The following is a 23,490-nucleotide window of genomic DNA, read 5'->3' as shown; positions in this document are numbered from 1 at the left end:
GGACGCGTAGCTCAGCTGGATAGAGTACCTGGCTACGAACCAGGCGGTCGGAGGTTCGAATCCTCCCGCGTCCGCCACTTTCTCTCATGTAGAGTTAAAGTGACATAAACCGACGAAAGTCGGTTTTTTTGTGCCTGCAATTCGCGTAGGTGTGGTTGTAGGAGCGACTTCAGTCGTGAATAAATATACCGTTTTATTGCACCTTATTATTCTTTAGGCGACTTTGAACCACGCAGCCGGAGGTTCACTGTTTCAAAATACGTCCCGCGTCCGCCACTTTCTTCTTGAAAGTGACATAAACCGACGAAAGTCGGTTTTTTTGTGCCTGCAATTCGCGAACACCTCACTTCCACTCCACAAATAAAACCCCCAACTCAAAATACAAAAAACGCACCCCGTAGGCGTGAAACTTGTTTCGCGCGCATCACGATGATGTCGCCATAAATGACGACCTACAGAGTAGGAGCGACTTCAGTCGCGAATTTTTTAAAATAAAAAACTCATGCTTAATCGAACTGTGCGTGGCTCAATGGGGTGAAAGTGATTATCTTCTACCCCTTCTGTTGGTTCGCCCGCTAGTCTTGATGAGTAGTAGTAATCAATGTCATGGTCATTACTATCAAACAAGTTAAGCAATTCAAGTTCTGCTTTCCAATGAGTTTGCTGATAACTCACTAAACCATTTACCACAGTTAAAGGCTCTGAACGTTTGCTGCCATCATCACTCAACATACGTTTACCTATATGGCGTAAACGTAATGAGCTTTGCCACTGTTGTGCAAACTGCCAGCTAATCCCGGCACTTGCAACCACTGGTACAGCTCCCTCAATACGGTTGTTGTTATTGCTAATGTCTAAACGAGAATGCGTAAATGACGCTTCTGCATCTAAGCTTAATGTGTCACTAAGCCAGTAGTAGGCACTTAGTTCTATACCATAGCGCTGTGATGCATCACTGGCCTCAGTGTTACCTGCATCACCAACAAACAACAATTCTGAGTCGAGTTCTAGCCACCAAAAGGCTGCAGAAAAGTTAAATTGTTGCTCATCGAAGTAGCGCAACCCTAACTCTGCACCGTTACTCTTAACGAGTAAGTCTACGGTGTTTGTTGCCTCAAATGTTACTGGGTCTTGAGCAATGGTTGCACCACGAGCATCATTTGAATGAAAAGACTGCCCCCAGTTTGCATAACCAGCAAGGTTATCAGTAAATAAGTAAGTTAGACTCGCCTTTAAGCCGAGTAAATCATCATCTGCATCTCCAGAATTTAAACTGTTGTCGCTATCAACGTGAGCATCTAAATAATCATATCTAACACCAAGGGTTGCCTCTAACTGTTGGCTTAAATGAAGTTGTGTTTGCCAGTATGCTGTATAGCTTGTTTCCTCGACACTGTCTTGTCGTACTGTTGAAAGGTACTTTCGGGCTTGTGTATTGTATAGGCCAACTTTATTCACATTATCATGCCGAAGCTCTGTTCCAACGGTATGATTAACGGGAATATCACCTACATTAGCTGTAAATTGATAGCTTAGTGTTCCACCTGAGATAGTGCGGTTATCTCGTTGGTTAAACTGATCGCCATTAATTGGATCATTAAGGAAATATGAGAAGTTAGAGTATAAATTTAGCTCGTAGTCGATGAGGTATGCACTTACTGATAAGTTTTGTCCTTGCCAATTTGTCGATAAGCTATACCGGCTTGACTCTCCGCCAAGTGTTTTATCGAGTGAGCCAAGCTCTGAAATGATACCTTGCTCAATAGCCCTTTGCGGGATCTGATCTGCTGAATTCCAACTGTTGTCATAAGCCATTGCCGTAATTGATAAGTTACCTTGTTCTGAATCACGACTATAACGTAGCAATGCGTTTTTTTTATTAACGTCTTCATTAATATCCTGCCAAGGCCCATCATAAACTTGCCACTCTGTCGCGCCTACCAGTTTGCCACTACCGATTGAGGTACTCCCTAATGCAACACCTCTATAGAAGTTATCTTCCCCTACAGTGATACTGAGCTGATCATGTTTAGGGTTGTCAGATAAATGAAAATAAGCACTGCCAGCCGTTGAAAAGTCGCCTTGGCGCACATCATAACTGCCTTTTTGATAACTAACAGTGGCAATTGTTTCTGGAATTATAAAGTTTAAGTCAGTATAGCCTTGCCCATGACCATGACTGCGCATATTGATAGGCATACCATCAATGTTCGTGGCAAAGTCTGTTCCATGATCAAGATTAAAGCCACGAATAAAATATTGATTCGCTTTTCCAGAGCCGCTGTGTTGGGTGACAGCCATACCGGGAATTAACTCAAGCAATTCAGTAGATCGAAGCATGGGTCTATTTTCTATTTCACCCTGACCAATAATACCGCTAGAGGCGCTTATAGACTCTCCAATTAATCCAGTACGGTGACCATAAACTGTTATTTTTTCTATATTAGCAAACGCGTTAAAAGAGCAGCAGAAGGTTACAACACTGATACATAGCTTATTCATTTGAAAGATCCTTATTTGAAAGGTGCTAATCAACAAACGAGTAATTGCTAATATTGGATGCAAAAAACGTTTAAAAAATTGAGTTAATTTGCTTCATGGTCAATTTGTGTTAGATTTAATAAAATATTCCAAAAATAATAACAAGTGGGAATTTTATTTTATGTATGCGAAAGGTGCATTTCAAAAACGGCTGGCTATAAGTTGCGGCTTGATGCTTTTGACTGGTTGTGAAGCGAACACAGAAAAAGCCCCGTTAACCGACCAACAATACTTCGAGCAGGTGATGTTAGCGCCTGCTATTTTGCCAAACGATTTAACGAATACCGGTTGTTTATCGCTTGAGAGTGAAACTAAGCTGCAAAGCTATAAATCAGCGGCTGAGGTTAATTACCAGCAGGCGGGTTGGCAAAACAGAGTTGCGGCCGATTGGCAGTATTTTTTAGCCCCAGAGCAACCGGGCAAGCTACTCCTAATTGATTATCAAGTTCAAGCAGGGCAATTAGCTTACCGGTATTTAAGTGACGGCAGCCACAATGAGTTGTATGAACCTTGGAGTTCATCAAAAATTCAAGCGTTTAGCGGTGCGCTGTCAAAAGTAAGACAAACCCACCCAGAGCTTGGTGCTGCATCTTTTGCCGGCGATACTGCACTCGCCGATTTGATCAGCAGTATTAATAGTTACGAAGCATTTGGCAAAGCCGATGGTAACTCAAATGCGATAGCCAGTTATTTTGTCAATGTCGCAGGGCGCGAATATTTACGTGGGCTTTTTAATGACGGCTGGCTCAAACTGCAGGATGAGCGTTTGTTATTTAACGGCGCATATGGCTCAGAGCAGTTTATGCCATCAGACGAATACTGGCATAACCCTGCCAATAATGAGCTTGATGCAAAGATTGCTCGATACAAAGCAAGCAGTGATGATCCTGGCTATTTGGGGTATCGTTGTGAGGGTTGTGGTTTAACGGGCAACAAAGCAATGACCACACTTGCTCAAGCGGAATGGTTAAAACGTCTGGTTAGTCATCAGCGTGAACCAAGTACGCAAATGCCTCATTTACAAGCAAGTGATGTTGTTGTGCTACTTAACGGCACAGGTCATACAGATGAACATGCTCCTGTAGGCGGCATGATGGTGGGTATCAGTCATATCGTTACAAATGCATTGGCAAATGTTATTGCACCAAATGATAGTCGCTCAGCAAAGGAAGTGCTCGATGGCGCAACGAATGGGCAGTGGCGTGTTTGGCAAAAAATTGGTTGGGGGCCAAGTGAAACGCGCTCCACCACAGAAACGGTTATGTTGGCACATGTATGTTTAGGCAATTATCAAGGTGGCCGTGAGTTTACATTTAGTGTGCAGCAGTCAACTATGGGAGCCGACGAAGCCAATTTGCCAAAAGTTGGTAAGCAAATGCAGCAAAAATTGCAGCATGCTTTTACAAAATTATTAGATTCACGCGTTCAATAAGAATTAAGGTACAGCTATGCGTCGTTCAATTATCGCTTTATCAATTACTTTAGGTGTTGCTTTTAGTGCACCTATACATGCTGAGGGGTGGCAATCAGATGTTATCGGGGTCACGCAGTCACAGCTTTCGCCCAGCTACTGGCTAGCACAAGGTGCATCGGCAAAAGTGATCATGACAGAGGCGCAAATTGCGGCCTTCAACGAGAAACTAGTAAAAGATAATAAATACATTGTTGATCCTCTTTCATTTCAAAAATCGCTCACTAAAGACGAGCTAACAAGCGCCATTCATTCAGCAAGTTCAATTCCAAAAAGCCCGCGCTTTTTTACTGATGGCCGCCAACTCACAGCGAAAGATTTTGCTAAATATCAGGAAAACTTAAACCTTAACAAAGTCGGAGATAACAATGAGGTACGCTTTGCTGTGGTCGTTAAGCGCACGGCATTACGCACTTTTCCAACCTGGGATCGGGTATTAAATAGCGGCCTTGATCAAGACTTAGATCGCTTTCAAGAAAGCGGAATGTTCCCGGGCGAAGCGGTTGCTGTATTGCATCAAAGCGCAGATAAAAAATGGTTGTTAGTACGTGCTTACAACTATCTTGCGTGGACGCCTGCCGAAGATCTTGCCTTTGCTGATGCAGATAAAATTAAAGCCTATCGCGAACAAGATAACTTTTTGGTGGTAACCGGTGCAAAAGTAAATACTGCTTATGTGCCAAATGATGAAGACCTCTCAGAAGTTCAGCTCGATATGGGAGTGCGTTTACCATTAGTTGATAGTGAGCAAGTACCGTATTTGCTCAACGGCCAAAACAGCTATGCTAGCCATGTTGTACAGTTACCAACCCGCGATGAGCAAGGCAAACTTGTAATTAAACCGGCGATGATCAGTAAAACTGCCGATGTAAACTTAGGCTACCTAGACTACAACGAACAGAATCTGATTAAACAAGGCTTTAAGTTTTTAGGCGAGCGTTATGGTTGGGGCCATGATTACAATGGTCGCGACTGCACTGGGTTTGTTGGTGAAATTTATAAGAGCTTTGGCCTACTAATGCCGCGTAATTCAGGCCAGCAAGGCAGTAGTGAATACGGGCAAAATAGTCGTTTCGATAAAAATACCGTGGCGGATGATAAGTTGCCGACGGTTAAGAACATGGCGATTGGCGATCTAATTTATATTCCGGGTCATGTAATGATGTACTTAGGAGAGCATCACGGTGAGCCTTATGTTATTCATGACGTTAAAGGCTTAGGTTATAACAAAGGCGATGGTAGCTTTTATAGTAGTGCCTTGAATGGGGTGTCGGTCACGCCATTATTGCCACTTAGATTATCGCAAGAAACCAGCTACTTAGATCGTGTTTATAACATTAAGCGTATTCGTTAGAGGCCAGTATGAAAATTAAAGATGTTCGCTTTGCAAAGCTCAAAGTGCCATTAGTTACCCCATTTAAAACCGCACTGAGAGAAGTGAGTTTTATCGAGGATTTAGTGGTTTTAATAGACACCGAATGTGGCCAAATCGGTTATGGCTCTGCGGCCTCAACTCCGGTTATTACAGGCGATACCCATCAAGGCATGATAGCGGTGATTCAGCAGTTCATTGCCCCTAAACTAGTCGGGCAAGAAATCGAAAACATCAATCAGCTTACCCACATTATTCAATCAACGGTGGTTGGTAACAGTAGTGCAAAAGCGGCTTTAGAGTTAGCAGTTTACGACTTGTGGGGCAAGTTCTATCAAGCGCCTTTGTATAAGCTACTTGGTGGTGGTAAGTCAGCGCTAAAAACCGATATCACCATTAGTGTCGATAATATAGATAAAATGCTCAGTGACTGTCAGCGAGCGATTGAGCAAGGCTTTGATGTATTAAAAATAAAAATCGGCAATAACCTTAATCAAGATATTGAACGTGTAAAAGCAATTCATGCCGGCTTTGCCGATAAGGCTCAGCTGCGTTTAGATGTAAACCAAGGTTGGAATGCCAAACAAACTGTGTTTGCACTGCAGCAACTTGAGCAAGCCGGCGTGGTATTAGAGTTGGTTGAGCAGCCAGTAAAAAGCAGTGATATTCAAGGTCTAAAATATATTACTGAGCGAGTGAACACCCCGATTATGGCCGATGAAAGCGCCTTTTCACCGAAGCAAGTAATACAACTTTTAGAACTTGGCGCAGTTGATATCATCAATATTAAATTAATGAAAACGGGCGGTTTAAGCCGAGCAATAGAGATTGCTAATATCACAGCGCAATACCAAGCAGAGTGCATGATAGGTTGTATGCTAGAGGGCAGTATTGCCGTTGCAGGTGCTGCACATTTAGCCTCTGCCAAAGCGCAGCAAATCAGTAAAATCGATTTAGATGGTCCAGCCCTTGGTCAATATGACCCTGTGCAAGGGGGCGTTGAATTTAGCGGCCCACAAATACGCTTATCGGAATCCCCAGGTCTTGGTATTGAATCAATAACGGGGCTTGAACTAATTACAAACGGAGTATGGCCAGCATGAAAAAACTAGTCAGTCTTATTGCAGTTATGAGTTTATCGGCTTGTGCCAGTAAAGAGTTACCTAAACCTGTTATTGATAACAGTCATCAACAGCTCGTGGTGGTGGTAGCCAATGACAGTGATGCCATTGATGCTACCTTGTATCGCTTTGAAAAAACCGCTGGTAGTTGGCAACAACAAGGCCAGCAACACGCGGTGGTACTGGGTCGTACTGGCCTTGCGTGGGGAGTGGGGCTGCATCCTGCACAGCCGGGTCAGCAAAAACAAGAAGGTGATGGTAAAGCGCCGGCAGGTATTTTTGAGCTTGGTACTGCTTTTGGCTATTTAGATTCATTACAAACGAACCTTAGTTATCAAGCAATGACAGCAAATGATTATTGTATCGATGTGAAAGGCTCACCGTTTTACAACCAATTGGTTGATAAAGCACAAGTAGGTGAAGATGCCGTAAAAGACTCTTCAGAATGGATGCGTCGTGATATTTACAGCCAAGATAACCTTTATAAAAAAGGCATTGTTGTTAAGCATAACCCAAGCAATATCAATGGCGCGGGCAGTTGTATCTTTATGCATTTATGGCGGGCGCCAAGTAAGCCTACAGCAGGTTGCACAGCAATGACAGAAAGCAATATGGATGCGTTACTTGCGTGGTTAGATGAGCGTAAAAAGCCGCTATTAGTCAGCTTAACCAAAGCGCAATATCAACAAAAGCAAAGTCAGTGGCAATTACCTAACTTAGCTAAATAAAAATAATGAAATAAAAGTATTTAAATTTTGTCATAATGATGGAATAATATATTCCATCAAGGTTTGGGTTAGGATAATAAATGAGTGCAAATTACGCTTTTCTCGATTGGCTCGTATTCGCAAGTTACGGTGCAATTTTATTGCTAAGTGGCTGGTGGTTTAATCGCAAACGCGCTAACTCAAGCCAAGACTTTTTTTTAGGCGGAAATAGCATGCCAACGTGGATGGTGGCTATTTCTGTTTTAGCTACTTCGCAATCAGCGGCAACGTTTATTGGTGGGCCTGATCAAGGCTATCAAGGTGATTTTTCTTATATTGCGACTAATATCGGTGCCTTTATTGCGGCCTTCATAGTATCGGCATTTTTAATTCCGAAGTTCTACCAGCAAAAAGTGTTCACTGTATATGAACTGCTTGAAAAACGTATCGGACCAAAAGCTAAGCGCCGTAGTGGCTTGATGTATTTATTTGGCCGTGTGTTTGCCAGTGGCGCCCGTTTGTATATGGCAGCGATTGCTGTGGCGATGATTCTATATGGCAATATCGATGCCGACAGTGTGGTTATCGCAACTTTAGTGCTGGCGCTTGCGGGTCTGCTTTATACCTTTTTGGGTGGCATTCGCAGCGTTATTTATTCTGATGTACTGCAAAGTATCGTTTATGTCAGTGCGGCTATTGCGGTTATTTGGAGCTTGTTGAATGTTATTCCGGCTGACTTTTCAACCATTATTGCAACGCTGAATGAACCAAGTCCTGGTGCAGATTCAAAACTTGCGCTGTTTAAATTTGATTTAGACTTTGGCCCGTCAGGGGTATTTAACATGGCCTCTGTGTTAACGGGGTTTGTGCTATTAAACATCGCCGCATTTGGTTTAGACCAAGATATGACGCAGCGTTTATTAACCTGTAAAAGTCCAAAAGAAGGCAGTAAAGCGTTATTACTATCGGTGGTGATGGTGATCCCGGTTATGGCTATTTTTATCTTTATTGGTTTGCTGCTTTATATTGTTTATCAGCAACCTGCACTAATGAATAACGAAGCTGGGCAAACGGTTGTACAAGAATTTAATGGCGAAAAAATTACTATCTTTATGTACTACGTATTAAACGAAGTACCAGCCGGGGTTAAAGGTTTAGTCAGCGTGGGTATTATTGCTGCCGCTATTTCTACTTTGAACTCTGGGCTTAGTTCGATGTCTTCAGTCATCGTACAAGATATCTATCGCCCTTACTTGGAAAAACACAATAAACAAGTAAATGACCAGCACTTTGTAAAAGCGGGTCGTGTAGGTATGGCTCTAGTAAGCCTTGCCTTAGCGCTTATGGCTATTCTTTGCTATTTCTGGCAGCAATACAGTGATATGCCATTATTAAAATTTGCGCTCAGTGTCATGGTGTTTTCGTACAGCGGTTTGTTAGGTGTGTATTTTACTACCTTGTTCACCAAACGAGGTAGTGAAGGTTCAGTGTTAGCGGCGCTAATAGCGGGCTTTATGGTGACCTTATTAATGCAGCCCTACATGATTGACTGGCTACTACCTGAGTCAATGCGCTTTTACTTAGGATTTACTTGGCAGCTATGCATAGGTACATTGCTCGCAACTATTGTATGTTGCCTAGGTAAAGCGGCACACGAGAAGAGCGCATAAATGGCCTTACGCTATATTTTAGCCATCGATGGCGGCGGCACCAAAGTGTTAGCTGAGCTAAAAGAGCAGGCAAGTGGTGCGACTTTCCGTGCCCAAGCGGGTTCGGCATCAATTTCGAATGATCTTGATTTAGCGTTAGAAAACATTGTTAAAGTGACCCGCGATGTATGCCAGCAAAGTGGTGCAAAGCCGAGTGAAATTGTCACCGTTATGGGTGTTGCTGGTGGCTCATCGCAGAGTCTTGCTGAGCAATTAACAGTGATGCTCAAGCTGGTGTACGAAATAGAATTTGCCAGTTTGCAAATTACCAGCGATGCAATTACGTCATTATATGGTGCTAATCTTGGTGACCCATGTGTGGTTATTGCCCTTGGCACCGGTGCTGTCGGGGCACGATTAAACGCCCAAAAGCAAACAAAGTTGGTGAGCGGCTGGGGCTTTTCCGTTGATGATTTTGGCGGTGGTGCCCGCATCGGCCTGATGGCAGTGCAGCAATTATTAAACGATATAGATATTTATGATTTACCAAAAAGTCGATTAACGGTTCGTTTGAGTGAGCAGCTAGGATGCACTCGTCAAACAATTAGTAGTTGGCTTAAACAAGCAAAACCTGCGGATTATGCAGCATTTAGCCCATTAGTGTTTAGCTTACAAAACGACTGTGAGGCGGCAAAAACGGTATTAACAGAGCATACCCAATCGGTGGTTAGGTTAATAAATAAAAGCCGAGGTAACTCGCCGTTACCGGTGATTTTAATTGGTGGTTTAGCGAAAGTCAGCCAACCATTATTGCCACGTGCCTTACAAAACGAATTATCTCCTTGTAAAGGAGATTCATTAACTGGTGCCGCCATTTTAGCGGCAAAGCATTACCATGACATTATTGAAAAAGGACAACCCAATGAGCCCTGAGCACGTCTTTAAGCAACAACGTGAGTTACTCGAAGAGTTAAACGGTATTGTCTCCGAAGGGCAAAACCCAGACACTTTGGATATCGATCTGCTCAGCTCCACTGAGATCCTCACTAAGATCAATAATGAAGATCACAAAGTAGCGGGTGCCGTGAAACAAGTGATCCCACAAATTAGTGAAGCTGTCGATCATGTGGTTGACGCATTCCAACAAGGTGGCAGGTTAATCTACATTGGCGCTGGCACCAGTGGTCGCTTAGGTATTTTGGATGCAGTTGAATGTGCGCCTACCTATAGCGTTAGCGATCAGCAAGTGCTCGGTATTATTGCAGGTGGTGACACCGCGGTTAAAAAAGCCGTAGAAGGCGCTGAGGATAGTACAACACTTGCTGTTGAAGATTTAAAAAATGTGAATTTAACCAGCAAAGATGTCGTGGTTGGCATAGCTGCCAGTGGCCGTACCCCCTATGTTTGCTCGGCAATTGAATACGCTAAATCGTTAGGTTGTGTCACTGTGGGTGTTACTTGTAACCCAGATTCAGCAGTGATGCGTTTACCAAAAATTGGTATTTGCCCTGTAGTTGGTGCAGAAGCTGTGACTGGTTCTACACGTATGAAATCGGGCACTGCACAGAAACTGGTGTTGAATATGCTAAGTACAGCCAGCATGATCCGCACAGGTAAGGTGTATAAAAACTTGATGGTTGATGTGAATGCCAGTAACGAAAAGCTGCACGCTCGTGCTATTCGTATTGTGATGCAAGCAACAGAGTGTACACAGCAGCAAGCTGTGGATGCATTAAAGCAAGCAGAGCAAAGCGCAAAACTGGCTATTTTAATTGTGTTGACCGGAAAACCAGCCCCTGAAGCAAAACAGTTATTGTCAAAAGCGGGTGGCTTTTTACGTAAGGCGGTTGAAGAATAATGCGTTTATTAGTTATTTTAGTTCTTAGTTGTTTTGCGCTTTTAGGTTGCCAAGAAACACCTGCACCAGCGCCTAAAAATGCACAGCCTTTACAGGTGGGCGCAGCCAATTTTCAAGCTTATGTTCCTGCATTAAAAGGTAAACGTGTTGGCTTGGTAGTTAATCAAACGTCAGTGGTGAATGGTCAACATTTGGTTGATGCATTACTTGATAATGGCGTAGTGATCGGCAAAATATTTGCCCCAGAGCATGGTTTTCGCGGCGATCATGACGCCGGTGCTCACGTTAAAAGCACAGTAGATGCTAAAACCGGCATTGATGTTGTGTCGATTTATGGCAGTAATAAAAAGCCAAGCCCTGAGATGCTTGCAGATCTAGATGTCATTATTTTTGATATTCAAGATGTTGGTGTGCGTTTTTATACTTACATCAGCTCAATGCATTACGTAATGGAAGCTGCCGCTGAAAATGGTAAACAGGTTGTGGTACTCGATAGACCTAATCCGAATATTGCCTATGTTGATGGGCCTATTCTTGACCCACAATTTCGCTCATTTGTTGGCATGCACGAAATTCCTGTTTTACACGGTATGACAGTGGCTGAACTTGCTCAAATGATCAAAGGCGAAGGCTGGATAAGTGACGCTGATAAGCTTGAGCTAAGTGTCGTGCCTGTTACAAACTACGACCGTGCTATGGCTTATGAGCTACCAATAAAGCCAAGCCCTAACTTACCAAATGCCCAATCAATTGCGCTTTATCCATCTTTGTGTTTCTTTGAAGCAACGCCTGTGACTATTGGCCGTGGCACTGATTTTCCGTTTCAAGTTGTCGGTTACTCGCCAGTTAAACTCGGCGAATTTAGTTTTACGCCTAGGGCGATTAAAGGCGCTTCAATGCACCCTAAATTCAAAGGGGTTGAAGTATTTGGTCAAGACTTACGAGATGCTGATATTCAAGGCCTAGATTTAAGCTTGTTTATTTCGGCTTATCAAAAGCTCGCCGCGAATGAGCAAACGTTTTTTGAACGCGCTGATTTTATGGATAAACTTGCAGGAACTGATAAATTGCGTTTAGCGATTGAAGCTGGCCAAACTGAGCAACAAATCAAGCAAAGCTGGCAAGCGGATTTGAACGCTTTTAAACGCAAGCGAACGCCGTATTTGCTGTATCAATAATAACTAGCTAACTAGATAAATAAGAACGAGGCGCTTGCCTCGTTTTTTATGCTTATAAAAAGCTATGTTATATTCATGAACTTGATTTGTAAGGATATAGCATGAAAGTTCATTTAATTGCCAAACAGACGGGCTGTACACGCTTTGTAATTACTATTGATAACCAAGGTAATACCACTGATATTCGTTTTGTAGAGAGCTTCCCTGAAGGGCTGTTTGTAGATGTGTCGCGAGAGTCACTTAAACATTGGCTGTGGCAGGCAAGTAAAAGTAACAGCGAGTCGCGAGCGATAACCCGAACGGTGCAGCTAGACTACTTCATGAAAGAGGCGGCTAATATAGATGCTGCAAAAGCATTTTGTACAATTTAAACATCAAGTTCTTTAAATTGTACAAAAAGAAGCAGACTGCGCTGCTGATTCGTGTTGATAGCGTATAAAAAGAGAAATTAATTTCTCTTAAATTCGCCAACAACCTCGTTAGAGTGTTCAAGTAATTTGCGTCCTTGTCGGCTCGACTGTGTTAAGGCAATGAATAAAATGTCAATGACAAAGTCTTGTGCTGTACGCGCTAAGATTGACGATAAACGCACAGATTCGCCCTCAGCAACCGAGTAAAGTTTTACGTCTGCTGCGTCGGCGACAAGGCTGCTACCAAATTTTGTCACTGAAATCACCGAGCTCGCATTTCTTTTGGCGTGCTTTACAACTTCGGCAATTTCGCGTGTCATACCTGATTCACTTATCGCGATGACCAAATCACCTTTCGAAAATGTCGCAACATACGCAAGCTGTGCGTGCCCATCAGGCTCTGCAATTGCGGGCATACCGAGTTTTTGTAATTTATAAGAAAAATCTTTTGCCACCAGCGCTGAGCCACCTAAACCGCAAATTAAAATACGTTTTGCAGATTTTAATAGCTCCACTGCTTTTTCGACGGCAGGTGCTTCGTTGAGGTTTTTGGTTTCGGTTAATACCGCTAGTTTACTGCTCAATAGCTTTTCGGCGATTTGCTCTAGCGAGTCATTTAGAGTGATTTTGCCATGTAGCTTAGGTTCGCTCGTTTCATCATTTAGAGCATCGATCACGGCAAGCTTAAAAGCAGGAAAGCCTTTATAACCTAACTTTTGCGAAAATTTCACCACACTTGATTGACTTACGCCAACCACTTTTGCGAGTTCAACAGATGATAAATTACGAATAGCATTGGCCGAATTTAAGGTAAAATCAGCAAGTTTCGCTTCACTGCTAGATAACGATTGACGTAAGGCTTTAATTTTTACAAAAGTCGACATAGGGCTCACTTCTTGTTCTAATTTTTTTCATTGTACCTTAATCAAGTATGTTAAGTAACTAATGATCCTAAAGGTAAACACATTTCACTATAGTTTAACGTGTGAAACTATCAATAAAATATTCTTTTATTTTGTTTTTTCAGTTTTTTGCAACCTTAAAAGCTTTATTTTTATTGATGTTTAGCTTTTTTTGTTTGGGTATAATGTATTTTAGATGTTGCGTTTTGTTGTAAATATTTTATTTATATTGTGCAAATGTTGTGCTAGTGTTAATTGGGGCTCGTTAGGTTATCCAAGTTTTCCGTATTGGGTATACAAGCTGGGCTACTAATAAAAATATAAAAAGTTTTTACTCGGGGAATAGACGATGAAACTAAGTAAACTGACTTTGTGTATCACATTAGCAACAGGCAGCTTTAGCGCGTTTGCGGCGCAACAGGAACAGAATAAATCAGAAGAAGTAGAGCGTATTGAGGTAACTGGTTCGAGTATTAAGCGAACTTCGCTCGAGGGTGATTTACCTATTACAGTGATCAGCAAAGATGAGATCGATGCTGCAGGTATTAGCTCGGCAGAGCAATTAATGCTGCAACTAAATATTGCTTCAAATTCCAACGATGGCCTGGGCAGTAATGCAGGTATTGTGGGTGGTGAAGAGCGAGGTAATAACGGTGCATCAAGTGCTAACCTTCGTCAACAAGGAGCTGGTTCTACATTGGTGCTATTAAATGGGCGACGAGTTGCAAGTCACGGTTTAAAAGGGGCATCGGTTGATTTAAATTCGATTCCATTTGCTGCGATAGAGCGTGTAGAAGTATTACGTGATGGTGCGTCTGCAGTTTATGGTACTGATGCTATTGGTGGAGTTATTAACTTTATTCTGAAAAAAGACTACCAAGGTGTACAGCTAAATGGGTTTACAGATATCACCGAAGCAGGCGGCGGTAACATCAGCCGTTTCAGTATTTTGGGTGGTACAGGTGACTTGAATAATGATGGCTATAACATTATGGCGACCTTATCATATAAAAAGGTCGATATTCTCCATGGTGATGAACGTGACTTTACTAATACTTTTCAGCCAAACAGGGGTCTTTCACCCGATACTCGTGGTGCCCCATATGCATCAATAAATAACCGTGGTGGCGGCGATGATCCAACGCACCCTAATTATAATTTAATTGGCACAGGCTTAGTTAATCCAGAAACAGGTGAAGCAAATAACGTATTAAATGTTTTAGCGCTACCAGGTCAGCCAGGTTGTGATGCTATTGAAAATATGGGTGTAGACACTGGTGCACTTTGGAACCGTGGCAATGAAACACGCAGCTGTTCATGGGATTACCCTCGAGCGTCAGTACTTCAACAGCCAGTTGATAGCATTGACTTTGTATCTCGCGCTACTTTTATGCTTGAAAATGATACAGAACTATTTGCAGAACTTATCGGCTCTGAAGTTACCTCAAAGAAAGTATTTGAGCCAAACCAAATAACACCTTGGTCAATTGGTGCTGAGGGGTACTACCCAAGTACAGGTGAGTCATATGATTACATTGTTGATGCGCTGTCGGATTATTATGGTGCTGATCAGCTTAATATAGGTGCACCAATTGCGTATCGCTGGCGTTGTATGGATTGTGGTAGCCGAGAAATCGAAACGACCACGACTGCTTACAAATTACAGCTTGGAATGGAAGGTACATTTGGCGATTGGGACTATAAAGCAGGCATATCACGTTCAACAAATGAAGCTGAGTCTGAGTTGGGCGGCGGTTATCACTATACAGAATTACTTGCCCAAGCAATTGGTAGTGGTGCTGTAAACCCTTTCTTACTGCCAGGTGAGACACAAACACAGGCGGGGATGGATGCCATTGAGGCAGCGTCTGCAAAAGGTGTTGTGCTTTATGGTGGTAAAACAACTTTAACACAAATCGATGCTTCTATCTCTGGTGATACTGGGTTTGAATTAGGTTTAGGTGGCGATACCATCATGGTTGCAGCAGGTGTCGATTTGCGCCGTGAAGCCTATGAGTTTAATGGTGATCGCCGTGCTGCTGAAGAACGTCCGACAATTTATGGCGCACCATTTGATAATGGTAATGAACTTGATGATGTTCACCGCGACATTAAAGCTGTATTTGTGGAGGCATTAGTGCCAGTTACAGAGCAGTTAGAAGTTAACTTAGCAGCCCGTTACGACCATTATTCAGGGTTCGGTGGTACAACTAATCCAAAGATCGGCGTTAAGTACAAGCCATTCGATGAGCTACTTTTTAGAGGTGCTTATAGCACAGGTTTTAGAGCACCATCATTTAATCAGTTGTTTAATGGTGTTTCAGAACAGCCATATACTGGTACGGATTTAGCCGATCCTGCGGTGTGTCAAGGTGGTGTTGTTGATGCTTCTGATCCTAACTGTCAACCTATCTCACCAGTACTCATTTATGGTGGTAAGGAAGACTTAGGGCCCGAAGAGTCTAAGCAATCGAGCTTTGGTTTTGTTTGGGCGCCTAGCAGTGCCTTTAGTTTAAATCTTGATTGGTGGGAAATAATCACCGAGGGCACTATTCAGACACCTGTACGTCAAGACTTATTAGATAACCCAGATCTGTTTGCCAGTAACTTTATTCGTGATGAGTCTGGTGCTTTGCGAGCGATCGACATGCGCTATATCAATGCCGGTGAAAGAAATACCAGTGGTGTTGAGTTAGGTATGCAAATTAATGGTGAGTTAGGAGAAGGCCTGTGGGATATCCATTTCAATGGCAGTTACTTAATTGAGGATCGTAAGAAACTGCTTGATAATGTACCATTTGGCGATAACTTAGTGGGTACTCACTCTCGTGGTAATATTCCACTTCGTTGGAAGCACTCACTTGCGTTTAACTATGCACATGGCGATTGGCGACATAATGTGACGCAAATCTTCCGTGATAGTTATGAAGATGAAGTGCCAGCAGGTATACAGTCGGGTGCAATAAGCATCAATGAGGTGGAAGATTATAGCCCAACGGTTTCGAGTTACTTAATTTATAATTACAGTGTTTCGTATACAGGTTTTAAGGATATAGGTTTAACCTTTGGTATTAAAAACCTTTTCGACCGTGATCCACCGTTCACAGCTCATCAAAACGATTACTCGCCGGGTGCTGCATTTGATCCCCGTGTAGCTGATCCACGAGGAAGAGCTTATACATTAAATGCCGAATATCGCTTTTAAAGTATAGTGGGCACATAAGATATAAGAGCTAACTTACCTAATATGTAGGTTAGCTCTTTTATGTAGGAAGGAAGTTATGCAAGCGATTAAACATGTAGTTATAGCTGGAGGAGGATCGGCTGGTTGGATGACAGCAGCTGCATTAAAAAAGGTTTTTGGTACTAAACTTACTATTTCATTAATTGAATCACCAAGAATTGGCAGCGTAGCCGTTGGCGAAGCAACAATTCCGCAAATTCGTCAATTTAATCAACTGTTAGGTATTGATGAAAATGCATTCCTCGCAGCTACAGCAGGCACATTTAAATTAGGCATTGAGTTTTTAGACTGGGGCAAGCTAAAAAGTTCCTATATGCACCCATTTGGTCCTTATGGTGTAAATTTAAATGGTGTGCAATTTCATCATTATTGGCTAAAAAGAAAACAGCAGGGTAGTGACTGTGCCATACTCGATTACTGTTTAGAGGGTTGTCTTGCCAAGCAAAATAAATTTAATCGTAGTGCAGGGCAAACCACAAAAGGCCCAACGCCAATCAATTATGCTTTTCATTTTGATGCTAAAAAATATGCTCAGTATTTACAAAAATACGCAGTAGATTTAGGTGTTAAGCACATTCAAGGTACTATTTCTAAAGTTATACTCAATCATGATACCGGCTTCATAGAGTCACTTGCATTAAATGATGATACGCAAATAGACGGTGAGCTATTTATTGATTGCACAGGGTTCAAAGGAAAGCTTATCTCGGGTGCTTTACACGTTGGGTTTGAATCTTGGCGCCATTGGTTGCCGTGTGATAGCGCTATTGCCATTGCGACGGCGTCTACTGATGAGTTAAAACCATATACTCAAGCAAAGGCACATAAAAACGGCTGGCAATGGCAAATTCCATTGCAGCATAGAGTGGGTAATGGGCGTGTATTTGCAAGTGAATTTACCGATTCAGCATGCCAAATGGATAAACTTTTAAACAGCTTGCCATCAACATCAATAAGTGAGCCAAACCAGCTTCATTGGCAAAATGGTCGCCGCTTAAAAGCATGGCACAAAAACTGTGTTGCTATTGGCTTGTCTGCGGGATTCTTAGAGCCATTAGAATCAACTGGGTTGCAGCTAGTACAGTCAGCTATTATGAGATTGATCAGTTTGTTCCCTAGCAAGGATTTTTCACAGGTTGATATTGATATTTATAACCGCTACACAGAACAAGAAATTATTTCAATTCGTGACTTCATCATTGCTCATTATAAAGTGACGCAACGAAACGATAGTGAGTTTTGGCGTTATTGCAGTGCTATGGAAATACCAGACAGTTTGTCTGAGCGTATTGAGTTATTTAGAAGTAATGGTCGAATATTCCGAGAAAATAATGAGCTGTTTAATGAGTTAAGTTGGTTTTCAGTATTAAATGGGCAAGGTTTAAACCCGCAAGCATATCACCCATTAGTAGATACGCTTGAAAATGAACAACTTGAGCAGTACTTAATAAAAATCAAGCAGATGATTAATCACACAGCGTCTTCTTTAACTGCTCATAGTGATTTTATTCAACGACATTGTGCTTCTTCTTAGATGGATAATTAAAATCTACCATGAAAACTATTTATTTTTATAAATCTGTATTGTTATTCGTTTTTTCCCTCTTTTTACTTAGCTGTGCCAGTAATTCATATACCTACACACAATCAGCTAATTACAGCCATCGTGTTAAGTTTTTAGTGATGCATTACACCGCTATTGATTACGAAAAATCAATGCGTGCGCTCGTGGATGAAGGGGGCTTAAGTTCACATTATTTATTACCTGAGTCTGGCGATCCTAGTTACCCAAAAGACGATTTAGAAATTATTCAGCTGGTTGATGAAAAAGATAGAGCATGGCACGCCGGACGTAGCTTTTGGCAGGGCCGAGAAGATTTAAATGATCATTCAATTGGTATTGAAATAGTGAATGTACCAAGCTGCCATATTCCGGAGCAAACTAAGCTTGCGATGGAAAATGACGCCAGCAAGTTATGTATTTTTCCAGACTATGATGCTAAACAAATAGAGCTACTAATCAAGCTAAGCAAAGATATTCTTGCTCGTAACCCAGATATCGGCCCAACTCAAGTTATTGGCCATTCTGATATTGCTCCAAGCCGTAAGAACGACCCAGGTCCGCGTTTTCCTTGGTATCAACTGTATAAAGCAGGTATCGGTGCGTGGTATGACAGCAACACCGTTGATAAATATTGGCAATTATTTAGTGCATCAAAACCCTCTGTTGAATTAATGCAAAAAGCATTGCGTAGCTACGGCTATGAGGTGATTGCAACGGGTCAACTTGATTCGCAAACGCTCGATGCCCTAAGTGCTTTTCAAATGCACTTTTTGCCTTGGCATGTCAGTGGCAATAGTGATGCAAGAAGTGCCGCAGTGCTATTTGCATTACTAGATAAGTACTTTCCTAAAAAGCTTGAGCGGTTATTTAAAGAATATCAGCAGCAACAGCAAGCGGTTGAGTCTGCGCCAAAAACACTGGCCAATGCACAAGTTGTAGCGCGTATTCCGGCGCTTGATCCGAGTAGCCGCGCGCTAGTGAACGACAGAGGCACTTTTATAGCCTATAAAGGTCGCGGTGAAATCATCATAGAAAATCAAGATGCAACCAGTGCTGATATTTTCATTAATGGTGAAAAAATTAATATTGCCTCACCATTAACAGCCGAAAAAATATATCAATACAGTTTAGCTAAGCGCACCCGCGATGGCATTAACACGTATAAAGTAGAGAATGTGTTGCCTGAAGGGGCAAGCTTAACCTTACGTTTTCCTTACCCAACGCTTGATACAAACAACAGTCAAAAGCGTTTTAGTGCCGTTGATGAGTTAATTAATCATGAGATTAAAGAGGGCTTTCCGGGCGCAGTACTTGCCGTTATTAAAGATGGCAAGTTGATCAAACTAAGCCATTATGGCGCGGCTAAAAAGTACCATGCTGATGGCAGTGAGCTCAAAAGCCCACAAGCCATGCAAAACGATACCTTGTTTGATATAGCTTCAAATTCAAAAATGTTTGCCACTAACTTTGCGCTGATGAAGCTTGCCAGTGAAGGGAAACTCGACGTAGAAAAACCGCTGTTCTATTACCTACCAGAATTTAGAGGCAGCGGTCGTGAACAGCGTTTAGTAAAAGATTTACTCACCCACAGTGCGGGTTACCCAGCAGTGGTTGATTTTCATCGTAAAGACAATAAATTTGGTGAGCGCTTTTTTTCTCAAAACAGTCTGCGTACTAAAAACCTGTTATTAACTGGCGTGCCTTTTGTGGCTGGTCGTAACGTAAAACACCTATATTCTGATATCGATTATATGTTGCTTGGTGTACTGGTAGAGCGTATTAGTGGTATGGCTCTTGATACTTATGTTGAGAGCCAAATTTATCAACCGCTTGGTTTAACACATACGGTTTATAATCCATTGCAAAAAGGCTTTTTAGCTTCGCAAATTGCTGCCACTGAGATTAACGGCAACACCCGAGGTGGTCGCATTGAGTTTGAAAACATTCGAACCGATGTACTGCAAGGTGAAGTACATGATGAAAAAGCCTTTTATGCTTTAGGTGGTGTAGCGGGGCATGCGGGGCTATTTAGTACCGCTGGTGACTTGTCCGTACTTATGCAGGTGTTACTCAATGGTGGCGGTTACGACAACAAACAAATTTTTACGCCACAAGTACTTGAGCAATTCACAAACTCACAAGCAAGTGATGAGACCTATGGTTTAGGTTGGCGTAGAGCGGGGCATCAAGCGCGCAAATGGCATTTTGGCCCTTATGCTAGCCCGCGGGCTTATGGTCATACGGGCTGGACAGGCACTGTAACCGTTATTGACCCCGAATACGACCTTGCTATTGTACTACTAACCAACGCGCGTCATACCCCTATTGAAGGCTCGCAAAAAAATTACCAGTTTGTCGGCAAGCGTTTTGAAACAGGTAAGTATGGCTCTATTATCTCACTGATTTATGAGAGTATATTAAATCACTAGTCGAATTAAGTTGAGTTTGGTGGCAAAGCCATTAAGCTTAGCAAGTTTTCGCATAATAAAAATAAAATGTTGTTCTTAATTTAAAAGGGTTTTTATGTCTTGGTATTCAATTTTACCACCCTTGATTGCTATCTTAATTGTGTTTTGGCGCAAAGAAGTGATCATGGCGTTATTAGTCGCTGTTGCGTCGTCTGAGTTTTTACTTGCTCTGAATGGTGAAGGTAATACCTTGTTTTTCACCTTTATCAATACCATAGAGCGAGTCATTGAAGTTGCCAGCTCCCCTGGTAATAGCCGTATCCTTATTTTTAGTGTTCTAATCGGTGCTTTACTTGCCTACATTCGTGAATCTGGCGGTGTGGCTGCGACGGTTAATTTACTGATGAACAAAGGGGTTGCAAAAAGTAAGCGCCAAGTGGGTTACTTAACCATGTTCTCAGGTATTGCGGTGTTCATTGAATCGAACTTAAGTGTATTAACCTCGGGGATTTTATCGCGTGGTTTGTTTGATAAATTTAAAATGAGCCGAGCACGCCTTGCTTATATTATCGATAGTACTAGTGCACCTGTGTGTATCTTAATCTTGCTAAATGGCTGGGGCGCTTATGTGTTGGGCTTGCTTGGCAACTACGAAATGGAAGAGTCAGCTGTATCGGTATTATGGGGCAGTATTGGTTATAACTTCTATGCCATTATCGCGCTACTTATCGTGTTTTATACGATTACTTTCGACAAGGTACATGGCCCATTAAAGCAAGCAGAAGAAAATTTTGAACAACAAGAAACCGAACTAACAGAAGAAGTCAAAGGCTCAAAAGCGCGTTACATGCTTGTGCCACTTATCACTTTAATTGGTAGCATGGTTGGTTTTATGTTCTGGACTGGCGATGGCGATATTGCCAGCGGTAGTGGTTCTAAATCAGTGCTGTATGCAACTATTTTAGCTTGTGTTGTGGCTTACTTTTTAATGATTAGCTCGCGTGAATTTACGCATCATAAGCTGGTTGATATTGGCTTTAAAGGAATGGGTGAGTTACTGCCATTAGTGTCTATTGTATTACTTTCACTCACTTTAGGTGCAAGCTTAAAAGACCTAGGTACGGGTGTGTTTGTAGCCGGACTAGTCGGTGATTTCTTACCTATTTACTTGGTTGTGCCAGTGCTGTTTTTAACGGGTGCAGTAATTTCATTTACCACAGGTACCTCGTGGGGCACTTTCGCAATACTTATTCCAATCGGTGTACCGCTCATTCAAGCATTAGGTTTACCACCTTCATTGGTCATTGCAGCTATTCTAGGTGGTGGTGTGTTTGGCGATCACTGCTCGCCAATTTCAGATACCAGCGCAGTATCGGCCATTGCATCAGGGTGTGATTTATTAACGCACGTAAAAACTCAAATGCCATATGCCTTATTCGGCGGTGCGCTAACTTTTATTGCTTACCTAGTGACAAGCATAATTGTTTTATAAGTAATAGCTTTAAGCCTTAAGTTATAAGTAAAAAACCACAGAGGAGTCTGTGGTTTTTTATTGCTTGTAACGTAAGTCGTCATTTATGGCGACACATGTCGAATCACTTATAAAGTGACGGACTAAAGTCCGACCTACAATAGTGTGGATTGAGGCCATCGCGCGAAATAAATTTCACGCCTACGGTATTCCTTTGCTCTTTCCCCTTGTAACTCGCTACCTTGTATTAAATCTGATAGCTGACGGCTGAAAGCTGATAGCTCTGAGTGTGTTGGGTTTCGCTTCGCTCTATCCAACCTACGATTTAGGTACAACCTTATAAACACCGACACCATCAACACCAAGATATAAATCACCATTAGGGTGGGTGGCTAGGCTGCGCACGCGACCTACACCTTCAAATACCTTACTGTGGCCTGTTACTTTGTCACCATCAAGTTTCACTAACACAAGGTGACCAAACTTCATCGAACCTACGGCAATTTGACCTTGCCACTGAGGGTATTTATCGCTGGTGATAAATTCCATTCCAGAAGGGGCAATGGAAGGCACCCAATAGCAATCAGGTTGTTCCATTCCCTTGCGACTGGTTTCGTCAGTAATTTTTGTACCAATGTAGTTGATCCCATAAGTGATCTCAGGCCAACCATAGTTAGCACCTGCTTTAACTATGTTGATTTCATCGCCGCCCCGCGGGCCGTGTTCATGGCTCCATATAACTCCCGTTTCAGGATGCATCGCCATACCTTGTGGGTTACGGTGTCCATACGAATAGATGCTTTTGTGGGTTGTTTTATGGTTATAAAACGGGTTTGATTTAGGGATAGAGCCATCGCTATTGATACGGTGAATTTTGCCTGCATCATAGTCTAAGCTTTGTGGGTGAACGTCTCTTTTGCCACGGTCGCCGATAGAGAAGTACAAGTAACCTTGTTTGTCGAACTCAATACGCGAACCATAGTGTTTTGTTGTTTCAATATTTGGCTCGCCATCAAACAATAATTGCTGATCGATAAGAGCCATATCTTTAAAGCGGGCGCGCATAATCGAGGTGTTATAACCCTCACCATCGCCTTCATAGCCCGAGTACGAAAAGTAAATCCAGCCATTGTCGGCAAAGTTCGGATCAAGCTCTATGTCTAATAAGCCCCCTTGACCTTCATCATGTACTTTAGGTGTGCCTTTAACTATTTGCTCAACGAGTTTGCCATCACGAATTAATCTAAGCTCGCCACGTCTGTCGGTAACGAGTAAGTCACGCTCGTTAAGCCAAGCCATGCCCCACGGAATTTGAATTCCTTCACTTACTAATTCTAGTTTGTAGTCATTAGCGCTGGCATCCAGAGGGATCTTTTGCTCCGGCTGAGCACAAGCTTGCAAGCTCGACAAACTAATTGAGGCAATGATTAAACTGTTAAACAAAGACCTTTTCATGGTAACTCCATAATATTTAAACACGATGTTTCTAGCCTAGCTGGTTCAGCATTAAATTGTTATTAACATTAGAGCAATGTGCGATTATTGGTAGGAAAAGCGAGGTAAAGAGCGGAGTATTAGCCGTCAGCCGTCAGCC

Annotated in this window: 16 protein-coding genes and 1 tRNA gene; 14 read left to right on the top strand and 3 right to left on the bottom strand. The window is 42.3% G+C overall.

Annotated features, from left to right (window positions below; all coding sequences use genetic code 11):
* Positions 1–77 (top strand) — tRNA-Arg (locus tag ISP07_RS18930).
* A 409-nt stretch (positions 78–486) separates the two neighbouring features.
* Here ISP07_RS18930 and ISP07_RS18925 read toward each other — a convergent pair.
* Positions 487–2,502: a TonB-dependent receptor gene (locus tag ISP07_RS18925; protein WP_209328559.1), complete on the bottom strand. Its 2,016-nt coding sequence runs from the start codon at positions 2,500–2,502 to the stop codon at positions 487–489.
* Positions 2,503–2,713: 211 nt separating this feature from the next.
* Here ISP07_RS18925 and ISP07_RS18920 point away from each other — a divergent pair, with 211 nt between their 5' ends.
* From ISP07_RS18920 to ISP07_RS18880, 9 genes are all read left to right on the top strand, one after another.
* Positions 2,714–3,973 carry a hypothetical protein gene (locus ISP07_RS18920; RefSeq protein WP_209328558.1) on the top strand — a complete coding sequence of 420 codons (1,260 nt, stop codon included), beginning with the start codon at positions 2,714–2,716 and terminating at the stop codon, positions 3,971–3,973.
* Between the two features lie 16 nt (positions 3,974–3,989).
* Complete coding sequence (locus ISP07_RS18915) at positions 3,990–5,366, top strand: SH3 domain-containing protein (RefSeq protein WP_209328557.1); 1,377 nt, start codon at positions 3,990–3,992, stop codon at positions 5,364–5,366.
* A gap of 8 nt (positions 5,367–5,374) precedes the next feature.
* Positions 5,375–6,487 (top strand): dipeptide epimerase, encoded by a 1,113-nt coding sequence (locus tag ISP07_RS18910; RefSeq protein WP_209328556.1) that lies wholly within the window; start codon positions 5,375–5,377, stop codon positions 6,485–6,487.
* On the top strand, positions 6,484–7,233 hold the full coding sequence (locus tag ISP07_RS18905; protein WP_082389162.1) for a L,D-transpeptidase family protein: 750 nt from the start codon (positions 6,484–6,486) through the stop codon (positions 7,231–7,233). Before ISP07_RS18910 ends, ISP07_RS18905 begins: the two co-directional genes overlap by 4 nt.
* 80 nt (positions 7,234–7,313) lie before the next feature.
* Positions 7,314–8,882 (top strand): sodium:solute symporter, encoded by a 1,569-nt coding sequence (locus ISP07_RS18900; protein WP_209328555.1) that lies wholly within the window; start codon positions 7,314–7,316, stop codon positions 8,880–8,882.
* A complete protein-coding gene (locus ISP07_RS18895; protein ID WP_138601984.1) occupies positions 8,883–9,794 on the top strand; it encodes a BadF/BadG/BcrA/BcrD ATPase family protein in 912 nt (303 codons plus the stop codon). It begins immediately after the preceding gene.
* Positions 9,757–10,719, top strand: coding sequence for an N-acetylmuramic acid 6-phosphate etherase (murQ, locus tag ISP07_RS18890; protein WP_420706878.1), 963 nt, complete (start codon positions 9,757–9,759; stop codon positions 10,717–10,719). The genes ISP07_RS18895 and murQ overlap by 38 nt, the downstream gene beginning before the upstream one ends.
* Positions 10,719–11,897, top strand: a complete 1,179-nt coding sequence (locus ISP07_RS18885; protein ID WP_209328554.1) for an exo-beta-N-acetylmuramidase NamZ domain-containing protein — start codon at positions 10,719–10,721, stop codon at positions 11,895–11,897. Before murQ ends, ISP07_RS18885 begins: the two co-directional genes overlap by 1 nt.
* A 101-nt stretch (positions 11,898–11,998) precedes the next feature.
* On the top strand, positions 11,999–12,268 hold the full coding sequence (locus ISP07_RS18880) for an energy transducer TonB (RefSeq protein ID WP_209328553.1): 270 nt from the start codon (positions 11,999–12,001) through the stop codon (positions 12,266–12,268).
* A gap of 77 nt (positions 12,269–12,345) precedes the next feature.
* Here the strand turns inward: ISP07_RS18880 and ISP07_RS18875 are convergent, their stop codons facing one another.
* Positions 12,346–13,191, bottom strand: a complete 846-nt coding sequence (locus tag ISP07_RS18875; protein ID WP_209328552.1) for a MurR/RpiR family transcriptional regulator — start codon at positions 13,189–13,191, stop codon at positions 12,346–12,348.
* A 367-nt stretch (positions 13,192–13,558) separates the two neighbouring features.
* Between ISP07_RS18875 and ISP07_RS18870 the strand changes: the two genes are divergently transcribed.
* From ISP07_RS18870 to ISP07_RS18855, 4 genes are all read left to right on the top strand, one after another.
* Positions 13,559–16,414, top strand: coding sequence for a TonB-dependent receptor domain-containing protein (locus tag ISP07_RS18870; RefSeq protein WP_209328551.1), 2,856 nt, complete (start codon positions 13,559–13,561; stop codon positions 16,412–16,414).
* Between the two features lie 76 nt (positions 16,415–16,490).
* Positions 16,491–17,987 (top strand): tryptophan halogenase family protein, encoded by a 1,497-nt coding sequence (locus tag ISP07_RS18865; protein WP_209328550.1) that lies wholly within the window; start codon positions 16,491–16,493, stop codon positions 17,985–17,987.
* A gap of 20 nt (positions 17,988–18,007) precedes the next feature.
* Positions 18,008–20,446, top strand: coding sequence for a penicillin binding protein PBP4B (gene pbp4b / locus ISP07_RS18860; protein ID WP_209328549.1), 2,439 nt, complete (start codon positions 18,008–18,010; stop codon positions 20,444–20,446).
* Between the two features lie 94 nt (positions 20,447–20,540).
* Positions 20,541–21,917: a Na+/H+ antiporter NhaC family protein gene (locus ISP07_RS18855; RefSeq protein ID WP_054551265.1), complete on the top strand. Its 1,377-nt coding sequence runs from the start codon at positions 20,541–20,543 to the stop codon at positions 21,915–21,917.
* 297 nt (positions 21,918–22,214) lie between these two features.
* Here ISP07_RS18855 and ISP07_RS18850 read toward each other — a convergent pair whose 3' ends face one another.
* The gene (locus ISP07_RS18850; protein WP_209328548.1) at positions 22,215–23,351 is read right to left on the bottom strand and encodes a PQQ-dependent sugar dehydrogenase; all 1,137 of its coding nucleotides are present in this window, start codon (positions 23,349–23,351) and stop codon (positions 22,215–22,217) included.
* Positions 23,352–23,490 lie beyond the last annotated feature (139 nt).

Source organism: Pseudoalteromonas sp. PA2MD11 (genome assembly GCF_017808125.1).
In the GTDB taxonomy this organism is placed as follows: domain Bacteria; phylum Pseudomonadota; class Gammaproteobacteria; order Enterobacterales; family Alteromonadaceae; genus Pseudoalteromonas; species Pseudoalteromonas simplex.
This window is presented reverse-complemented; position numbering and strand designations above follow the sequence as displayed.